5 protein-coding genes are annotated in these 9,947 nt (G+C 52.6%); 2 read left to right on the forward strand and 3 right to left on the reverse strand.

Features of this window, described 5'->3' with window-relative positions:
* Positions 1 to 361 precede the first annotated feature (361 nt).
* The gene (locus Abci_RS12275; protein ID WP_084597662.1) at positions 362 to 2,263 is read left to right on the forward strand and encodes a Hint domain-containing protein; all 1,902 of its coding nucleotides are present in this window, start codon (positions 362 to 364) and stop codon (positions 2,261 to 2,263) included.
* Positions 2,264 to 2,363: 100 nt separating this feature from the next.
* Positions 2,364 to 6,410, forward strand: a complete 4,047-nt coding sequence (locus Abci_RS12280; protein ID WP_084597663.1) for a non-ribosomal peptide synthetase — start codon at positions 2,364 to 2,366, stop codon at positions 6,408 to 6,410.
* Between the two features lie 294 nt (positions 6,411 to 6,704).
* Here Abci_RS12280 and Abci_RS12285 read toward each other — a convergent pair whose 3' ends face one another.
* The 3 genes from Abci_RS12285 to Abci_RS12295 form a co-directional block, all read right to left on the reverse strand.
* Positions 6,705 to 7,982, reverse strand: a complete 1,278-nt coding sequence (locus tag Abci_RS12285) for a glycosyltransferase (protein ID WP_244877677.1) — start codon at positions 7,980 to 7,982, stop codon at positions 6,705 to 6,707.
* 577 nt (positions 7,983 to 8,559) lie between these two features.
* Positions 8,560 to 9,162, reverse strand: coding sequence for a superoxide dismutase (locus Abci_RS12290; RefSeq protein ID WP_048839476.1), 603 nt, complete (start codon positions 9,160 to 9,162; stop codon positions 8,560 to 8,562).
* A 30-nt stretch (positions 9,163 to 9,192) separates the two neighbouring features.
* A complete protein-coding gene (locus Abci_RS12295; protein WP_048839477.1) occupies positions 9,193 to 9,714 on the reverse strand; it encodes a hypothetical protein in 522 nt (173 codons plus the stop codon).
* Positions 9,715 to 9,947: the final 233 nt, after the last annotated feature.

Here is a 9,947-nt window from a genome sequence, read left to right on the forward strand (position 1 = left end):
AATCCACAGTCCGGGAAAACGCTTCGAGCTGATCACCGAGCCCGCTCAGCCGAGCAAGCCGCTCTTCAACGTCAAAAAATCCCGCCTGCTTCATAGCGCCATTCCCTCAGTCAGAACCGGACGAATGGAATCACAGAGCTGGTTTCAAAACTAGGGGGTTTTTCGAACCCTCCACCTGATTCTGGCCTATTCGACGAGCGGACGGAATACCTGACCTTAATACGCGAAAAAGATCTGTTAAGTTTTTGCTGTTTTAGTCGATGTTTTTGTTGTGCAAACAATTTTTCTATGAAATAAAATCTGATAGAATTTTATTGGCCGGTAGATCTTACTCTACTTATGTAAGTCAGGAATTACGAAAATGGCAACGACATATACAAAAACCGTTAATGGCTTAACGTATACCATTATAGATAATGGTCCAGTAGCACTCGGTGCGCTGGGTCACAGTTATACAGCAAGTATAAAAGATAGTAGTGGCAATTCTATTTTATCGTCTACAGATATCAATACTGGAGTACTTGGTACGGGGCTTTTGGGTAGTGGTGGTGTCGTAACAGGTTCTAATGGTTATACAGAGTTACTTGGTCTTTTGGGAGGAACATTTGTTACTCTTCCAGGCTCAACAGGCGATATTTCCATTACAGTTTCCTTGTTAAATGGGAATACATTTTGGATTGGTGGCGATACAACAATAACTACCCTTGTAAGTGCGTTAAGTGGCCAAACAATTAATGTATACGGCGGTAGCGCGTCGTTTAGCGGTAATGTTCTTGCTTCGGCGTTAGCTGGCTCGACGGTTAATATCGGGTATGGCGGAAAATTCGCCGGTAGCTATGGTCTTATTAATCTGATTACTGGCTCTACCATTAATTTCACAAAAGGTGGTGGAACTCTAGTTGTAAACGCGGGCGGTACTGTAATTGATCTGAGTTCAACGAAAATTACAAATTATAATCCACAATATGACACAATAGAATTCCAAAACACAATTGCTCCAGTTTCTAAATATACTATCAGCACTACCACTAGTGGTCAAAATAGCACAAGCACTGTAATTCTTTACGGTAAAAATGGTGCTAGAATAGGTGCTTATACAGCGCAGTTGGCACCAGGAGTTACTCTTGCAACTGGTACTTATTACACAGATGGATCAACATCTAATCCATTGATTATCAGTTATGACAGCCAAAACACGTATGTGGGGGCTTGTTTCTTAGTAGGCAGCATGATTCGTACTATCAATGGAGACGTTGCAGTCGAAGATGTTTGTATTGGCGACGAAGTCATCACTTTTGACTGGAAAAATAACCAGTATGTGGTGCATGCGATCGTGTGGGTTGGTAAGGCTCATACAGTTGTACGACCTGAACTTAATGACGATGAAGCCGGTTGGCCTGTCCGTATCCTTAAAGACGCTATTGCCGATGGTGTTCCTTATAAGGACATGTTGATTACAGCCGAACATTGCCTCTTCTTCAAAGACCGGTTTGTGCCAGTCCGGATGCTGGTCAATGGTGTTTCTATTTTCTACGATAAATCCATCTCGTCTTATGATTACTACCATGTGGAAACAGAACAGCATACCGTAATCACGGCTGATGGTATGCTGACCGAAAGCTATCTAGACACTGGTAACCGGTCTGCTTTCCGGCAGGCAGGCAAGATTGCGACCCTTTTTGGCGCTGTCAAAAGCTGGGAAGATGAAGCTGGTGCGCCGCTGGACGTCGAGCGTTCTTTTGTCGAGCCTTTGTTCCGTGCTATCGAATTGCGCCAAGGCAAGGTCTCAAAAGAACAGGCACCACCTGCTCCTGAGCAAACTAATGATACAGATCTGCATCTGGTCATTGAAACAGGTGCGGTCATTCGTCCCATGCGCTGCATCAACAATGAGTATAGCTTCATGCTGCCGCCAGGCACTCAGTCCGTCCACATTGTTTCAAGGGCCAGCCGTCCTAGTGATGTGATTGGCCCCTTTGTTGATGATCGCCGTTATATGGGGGTTGCCGTAGGAGCTACTCTTTTGCTGAGTGCAAAACGCTCTGTTGAAATCACATCACATTTGACCACGGAAAAGCCTCCTGGTTGGCACTCTGACATGGGGTGGCAGGGGGTTGCCTGGACCGACGGTAATGCGATTCTACCACTGGGAGATCATCTGAAGCACGACAAGATGGGGATCCTATCAGTTAGCATTCTTGCTGCAGGGCCTTATCTTAAAAACGAGAAAAAAGCAGTGACCCTAACCGTTCGCTCTGCCTGAACTATCATGTTGTAACGAATGATGCGAGCCAGACTCTTTTTTTGCAAGAAGGGTCTGGTTTTCTCTTTTGTCAATAATTCAATATAGTTATGGCTTTTAAATGAGCGGAAAAACATTACAGGAAACGCACCTGCCGCTCACAACAGCCCAGCGCGGCGTCTGGATGGGAGCCCTGCTGCGCGCGCAGGGCGGCACGTTCAACATTGCGGAAGCAGTCGAAATTCTTGGCCCGGTTGATCCCGGCCTGTTCCGTGCTGCTCTTGTTCAGGTGGCGCTGGAGGCAGAAACTACACGGGTAAGCATCCGCATGAGGGCGGATGGCCCGTATCAGGTCATTCTGCCCACATTACGCTGCTCCTTGCCGCTTGTGGATTTTTCCCCCCGGCCCGATGCCGCAGCGCAGGCGCAACACTGGATGATGGCACGCATCAGTCAGCCGGTTGATCTGGCGGAAGATCCGTTATGGACCTGTGCGCTAATCAAGCTTTCTGATGATAGTTTCATCTGGTTTCATTGTTGTCATCATATCGTGCTTGATGGCTTTTCCGGTGGCCTGATTGTGGCGCGCGTGGCCGAACTGTACAATGCCTTGGTGGAAGGGCGCGAACCCGCTCCTTGCACGTTCCTGCCCCTTGAACGGCTTGTCGCGCAGGAATCCGCTTACCGCATCAGCCCCCGGCGCGAGAAAGATCAGGCTTACTGGCAACACCAGCTTGCTGCCCCGCCAGAGGCAGTAACATTGGCCTCTCCTCTCCCCCCCAGGGTACCGGAAGCGCCTTTGCAACGGCTGGGGTTTGTGGAACGCAATGTGCTTGTACCGCCCGCCATGGTGGAGCAGATGCAGGGTCTGGCACAGCAGGCTGGCGTGACGTTGCCGCAAATGCTCACGGCCCTTCTGAGCACCTACATCTTTCGCATGACAGGGCAGGAAGACCTCACGCTCGGCATGCCCGTTACCGGCCGCACAGACCGGGAGATGCGGCGTGTGCCAGGCATGGCAGCAAATGCCGTAGTGTTGCGTTTTGCCATGGCCTACACTCTGGTTTTTTCAGAAATCCTGCTTCAAGTGCGCCGCGCTCTGCACGGGGCACTCCGGCATCAGGCTTTCCGGTATGAGGATCTGCGGCGCGTTCTGGGTTTTTATGATACACAACAGCATCTCTCACGCATCGGCATTAATATAGAGCCGTTTGATTACCATCTCTCCTTCGGCGACAGCCCGGCACGCAGCCGGAACCTTAGCAATGGGGTGATGGAAGATCTGACATTTTTTGTGTTTGACCGTCAGGATGGACAGGGGCTGGCGCTGTGCCTTTACGCCAACCCAACCTTATATGATGGCCCGGCGCTGGAGCGCCATCTGCGACACGTAATGCATTTGATAAAGGCCATTCTGGCAGATCCTGCCCAGCCCATCGGCGCTTATCCACTTCTTGACGCTGCCGAATGTAGGGCTTTACTGGCGGATGAAACCGCAACGGCTTGCAACTGGGGCCCACGCGCTCTTGTGGCTGATCTGGCGCGGCATGCCGCCTACGCCCCCACGGCAACGGCGTTGACGGATGGGCAAGGCCCTGTGTCCTACGCGGCTCTTCTCCATGCTGCGCAAGGTCTAGCGGAGCATCTGATGGCGTGCGGCATTGGTCCCGGTGATGTTGTCGGCCTGATGCTGCCCAGAGACAGACGACAGGTGATCAGTATGCTGGCCACAATGGCCGCCGGGGCGGCGTGGCTCACGCTGGACGGTTGCGGCCCGCGTGAGCGCAATGCCGTCATTATCGCCAATGCGAGGCCCGCCCTGTTTCTGACAGAAGATACCCTGCCAACTGGCCTGCCAGATGGCTCGTCCGTTCTGGGGCTGGCGGAAGAGGGCACGCCCGCAACTATGTTTTCCCCCCCGGACACCCACCGTGCGCCTGTAGTGCCGCAGGATACGGCCTATGTCATCTATACTTCCGGCACCACCGGCACACCCAAAGGCGTGGTGGTGCCATGGACCGCCCTGACCAACCTTTTGTGCACCATGCAGGATAAACTGGGGTTGGGCGTGCAGGAATGCTGGTTATCCGTTACGTCTGTCACATTTGATATTTCCATTCTGGAACTGCTGTTGCCGCTTCAGGCCGGTGCGCATCTGGTGCTTGCCAGACGTGAAACCGTGACAGACCCCACCCTGCTGTCCGCCATCGTGCAACACTATGGTGTCACCCTCATGCAGGCCACGCCAACCTTGTGGCAGATGCTAGTGGGGGCCGGGCAGGGCCGGTGTCTGGCGCAGGTGCGCGTGCTTTCTGGTGGGGAACCCCTGCCAGTGCCCCTAGCGCGCACGCTTCAGAAACATGCTCGCGCCGTCTATAATGTTTATGGCCCGACCGAGACCACAATCTGGTCCACCTTCCATGCCGTCACTGCGGAAGATAGTTCACACGGCCAGCCCATCCCGGCGGGCCGGCCATTGGCCAATACTCAATGTTATGTTCTGGACCCCGCAGGTGGCCTGCTGCCGGTGGGTACACCGGGGCAACTGGCTATTGCGGGCGCTGGCGTTGCCACGGGCTATCTGGACCGCCAAGATCTGACACAGGCGGTTTTCTGGCCAGACCAATTCAGCAAAATACCGCATGCACGCCTGTATCTTACCGGAGATCGTGCCGTCAGGCAGCCTGATGGTACCATCACCGTGCTTGGCCGCACGGATGCGCAGATCAAGATAAAAGGTGTGCGGGCAGAACCGGCGGAAATTGAAGCCGCATTGCTTACTTTGCCCGGCATTGTACAGGCTGCGGTGCGGGTGTGGCCAAAGGCGCAGGGGCCGCTTCTGGTGGCGTATCTGGTGCCTGCTGCTGCCGCACAGGCGGAGACCATCACGCCAGAGGAAGAAGCGCAGAATTTTGCATTGTTCCGCACCCATTTGCAGGGGCTTCTGCCAGCCCAGATGGTGCCCTCGCGCTTTGTGGTGCTGGCTGCCCTGCCGCTTACGGCATCGGGCAAACTGAATAGAAAAATGCTGCCAGAACCGGAGGACGCCGAGCATATCCCCCAGCATGAAAGTCCGAAAACAGCGCAGGAGCAGCTTTTGTTTACCCTGTGGTCTGATATTCTGGAGCGAAAAGATTTCGGCATAAACGAGAATTTTTTCGATCTTGGCGGAGACAGCCTCGCCGCCGTGCAGGTTGCCACAGCCCTGACTGAACAGGGGTATGAACTCCCCGTCGCTTCCCTATTCGGTGCGCCCACCATCGCCCGGCTGGCCCTGCTTTTACAGCACCAGCATGGCGTGCCAGATATGTTCGAGGAAACGGTTGTGCCCTTGCGCGCCGAAGGCACAGGCCAGCCGATATTCTGTTTTCCGCCCATTCTGGGGGTGTCTCTCGGTTTTACGGCGCTACTGCCGCATCTTCCGGCAGAACGGCCTGTTTATGGCTTGCAGGATATGGGGCTGCTGCACGGCCCCCACCGGCCGCAGACCATTCAGCAACTGGCAGAACTCTATCTGGAGCAGATCCGTGCGCTTCAGCCGCATGGGCCGTACAGTTTTGTAGGCTGGTCCATGGGCGGGTTGGTGGCCCATGCTGTGGCGGTACGTCTGATGGCGGAAGGCGAGCCTCTTTCCGCACTGGTCATGCTGGATACATACCCGCTGCATGATCTAGCAGCGCTGGAGGCTGGTCAGGATCTGGCTCGGATGGATGATACGTGGCTGGTAAAAAACGCCATTGCCATGCTGGGGATCGATTTTTCTGAAAACATGCCGGAAACACTGGACGATCTGGCTGATCGGATTGTAGAGATCATGCTGCCGGAAGCACAGGCTTTTGTGCAGGATGAAGCCGCCTTTTCGACCCTTTTGCAAACCATACGGCAGGGTGTCAGCCATAATCTGGAAATGATGCGTAACTGGCAGCCGCAGCGTGTGCAGGCAGACCTGCTGTTTCTGCGCGCCACGCAGCGGGGCACGGAAGATGTAGGGGATAACCCCGCTTTCTGGCAGAATTACATAACGGGAAAACTGATGGTGACAGATATCAACTGCACCCATATGGAAATGCTGGACCCAGAAAATGCACCCGTTATTGCAGACCAGTTCATGGAATTTGAGCGGAGAAAACCTGACAGACTCAAAGACTGCCTGAATAGCCAGCAATAGAAAGACATCGGGGCAGCAGAGCGACGCCTGAGAGCAGAAACAGGTCATAGGACAATATGACCTGTTTTCTCAAACACTGTGCAGATCAATCAGCTATTTCTTTTTACGCTTGAAAGCGTTGCCTTTTCGCCCATGGCACCCCACCCGCACAGCATCGCGTCAGCGGCGACGGGCCGTTTTGTCTGTCATGAAAATACCCACCCAGCCTCATACGTCCACAGTGTTGAAACAGGCTTTTGAGAAGAAGTCAGCCTCTTTTCAGCGTGTGACTACGCGGTTGGAAATCTTGGGCGTTCAAGCTTGTCTGTGCAGAAGCCCCCAGCGTTCAAGCTGTGTTATGGCATTTGCCGTGCCATCTTCCGCCCGGACCAAGCTGCCCAGCCGGTCCGCATTGGCCACCATATGCGGGGATGTCGCTTGAAGCATGGCATCGGCCAGTGTCTGTGCGGTTAAGGTGCGCAGGCTCTGTGTGGGTGTGGCAACACCAATGCGATGCAACTGCCAACCCCAGAAATACTGGTCTCCCACAAAGGGTACCGGCACGGTGGGTATCCCGGCGCGCACGGCAGCAGCAGCGGTGCCCGCGCCACAATGGTGTACCGCTAGGCGCATTTTTGAAAAAAGCCATTCATGCGGCACATGATCTACCACATGAATGCGCGCGGAAGTGGGCAGAAACTGTCCAAGCTTGGACCACCCACTTCCTACAACGGCCCGCAGGCCCGCATGCTGCACGGCTGCCTGCACGGTGGCTGCCAGGGCTGCGGCTTCTCCGCTCACCATGCTGCCAAAGCCGATATAGGCTGGCTTGTCTCCCGCCTGCAAAAAGTGGGCCAGATCAGCATCCGGTGTGTAGGCCGCATTTTTTGCAGACACAAAATAGCCTGGCATGGCAATGCGTGCGGGCCATTCCGGCTGGCGGGGCACCACATGCTGGCTGAACCCGAACAGAATATGGCCGCCTGTTGCCTTGGGGTTATGCCACGGTCCCTTTAAAGGATAGAGTGGTAAATCCAGCGCGCGGCGCATGCGGTTTGCCGTGTCCCGCATCAGCAACCATGCTGTCTGGCGCAGGGTGCGATGGAGCGCAAAATTGACAGACGCAGGCAACGGGCGGGGTCTGAACCATACGGGCGGCAGCGCATGGCTGGCCTCCAGCGGTTGCAACTGGGTCTGCACAAACGGCACCTGCAACCGCTCTGCCAGACTGGCTGCCAATAACGAGACATTGCCAGACCCAATCAGCAATGTTGCGCCTTCTGCCGCTTTCAGCCCCTGTGCGGGCCAGTCCTGTGCCATGCGGCGTGTTTCCGCTACCACCACGCGGGCTGCCGCCATGCCGTTGCTGCCATCCAACGCCTGTGGGTTATGACGCATCATTCCGGAAAAATCAGCGGTTAGAGGAGAAAATTTCAGTCCGGCTCTGGTAATGGCGGTTTCAAAACAGGGGTCTGCCGCCAGCCTTACAGCGTGTCCTCGGGCCAGAAGTCCTTCACCAAGGGCAATGTGGGGGCGCACATCCCCTTCCGTGCCAACGGTCATGATAACAATTTTCATAATTTTTATTATCACCCGCAGTTTCCTGTTTCTTATTATTTTGCATAGTCTAATTTTTCTACTCAGTATAGCTAGTCGCATAATTTGGAATCAAAAAATACTGAGTGGAGCCTAACGCAAAATACAGCTCGAACGACTCTTAACTGACGTTTGAAGCAGGACTAATTGTAGCTTTGCAACCTCTACCAGAAATGGGTATCCAGTCAGATGTGGTCACAAGACCATGACTGCGCGCGACATGGTCCCAGAGTATCAGTTCGCCGGGTGAAGCATGGACGGAAAGACGGGAAGTTGAGGTATAAGTATAAAAAAGTTCTCCTAAAAGAGGAGGTTAAGGGGCGGAGATTTCTCCCATTTACCAGCAGTGCTCCATGGCTACCCAAATGGTGCATGGATTATTGCTGCCTCCTCTTAAAAATGATCTATCGAGATGTCCGATTTGCTGCTTTTGTTTTGTGTGTTTTTTAAATGACGATGATCTATTGGAATAGATCAAAAGTGTTGTTTGTAAACCTTATGCTTCTTAAAGGTCTGGCTCTGTCTTCGTAGGAAAGACAAAGCCAGAAGGAAATGTATTTAGGGTATGACTTTTTTAGGACGCAGCTTGTTCGTATAGATCGGCAACACGTTCCCAATCGACCAGATCAGCCAGAAAGGCATCCACATATTTGGGGCGCATATTACGGTAGTCGATGTAATAAGCGTGCTCCCAGACATCACAGGTCAGAAGAGCAGTATGTCCATGGACAAGGGGAGTGTCTGCATTTGCCGTTTTAGTTATGGCCAGTTTTTCGCCATCATGAACCAGCCATCCCCAGCCACTCCCAAATTGGGAAACACAGGCTGTTTTGAAGTCGCTTTTAAATTGGTTTAGAGAACCAAAGTCTGCAATCAGTTGTTTTTCGAGAGAGCCGGGAATGGAGCCTCCGCCCTTGGCTTTCATGCTTTCCCAGAAAAACGAATGGTTCCAGTGCTGGCCAGCCTGATTGAACAGCACTTTTTGCGTCTGGTCCTGAGCGGAACGACGAATAATGTCTTCAAGGGATAGCCCTTTGAATTCCTCGCTTGTCGTCAGTTCATTCAGTTTGTCGACATAGGCCTTATGATGTTTCCCATGATGATATTCGAGTGTTTCTGCTGACATATAAGGGGCAAGAGCATCCATGGCATAGGGGAGCTCTGGTAACTGAAACATACTTGTTTGCTCTTTCTATTGGCCCGCATCTTATGCGTTGTAGCTTTTTACAGGTTCTGATGTCGGGCTTGTGGGGGGCATGTAACCTGCAATCTGAGACACCCTGAGCGCAGTGGCTCTGGCGTGCGTAATGAGATCGTCTCTGTCGTGATGAAGCTCAAAGAGAGCATCTGGATAGTCAGTCAGAAGGCTGACGATGGATGGTAGTTGTTCGACGCAGGCCAAGCGGGCTTCCAAAGGTAATGTCGGTAGAGACGATGACTGAATAAGTGCTGTGCAGGCTTTTTCTAGGAAGGAGAGGGACTTTTTTAAGTCACCCTGATTTTTGAAAAAATCTACACAATTAAGGTAGGAAATGGTCAAGATCACAGGTGAAGAAAGATTCTGCCCTGATACTTTGAATGTATCAAAAAGTGTTGTTGCTGTGGTGAGGGACGCCTCATAGCCTTGTTCGGCTTTCTTCAGATGGCCAAGGGTGAAGGCGTGATTGGCCTGCCGTGTGTCTTCTTGCCACATGCGTTCAGATGGGGTGGTCGGGCCGATGGAGAGCACCCTTTTCTCGCCTTATCTGTTACCGTATCGCGAAGAAAATAGCATAAACGTCATAGTATGCAATATGCTATATAGTGGAATGTGTTCACATTGCGGGGCTCATGGGCAGATCACCGAGGGTACGGTGATCTGCTTTTTAATGATGGAGATGATTGTTTGGATATTGATCCTGCCTCATCAAACAGATTGAATGCATTCTTTAGGCTCAGGACCTATTAATTTATTGAACTGAG

Origin of the sequence: Acetobacter cibinongensis, from assembly GCF_000963925.1 — a bacterium.
In the GTDB taxonomy this organism is placed as follows: Bacteria; Pseudomonadota; Alphaproteobacteria; order Acetobacterales; family Acetobacteraceae; genus Acetobacter; species Acetobacter cibinongensis.

Excerpts from the sequence above, each read along its gene's own strand:
- Abci_RS12280 (WP_084597663.1), top strand. The coding sequence starts at position 2,364 with ATGAGCGGAAAAACATTACAGGAAACGCACCTGCCGCTCACAACAGCC.
- Abci_RS12290 (WP_048839476.1), bottom strand. The coding sequence starts at position 9,162 with ATGTTTCAGTTACCAGAGCTCCCCTATGCCATGGATGCTCTTGCCCCT.
- Abci_RS12275 (WP_084597662.1), top strand. The coding sequence starts at position 362 with ATGGCAACGACATATACAAAAACCGTTAATGGCTTAACGTATACCATT.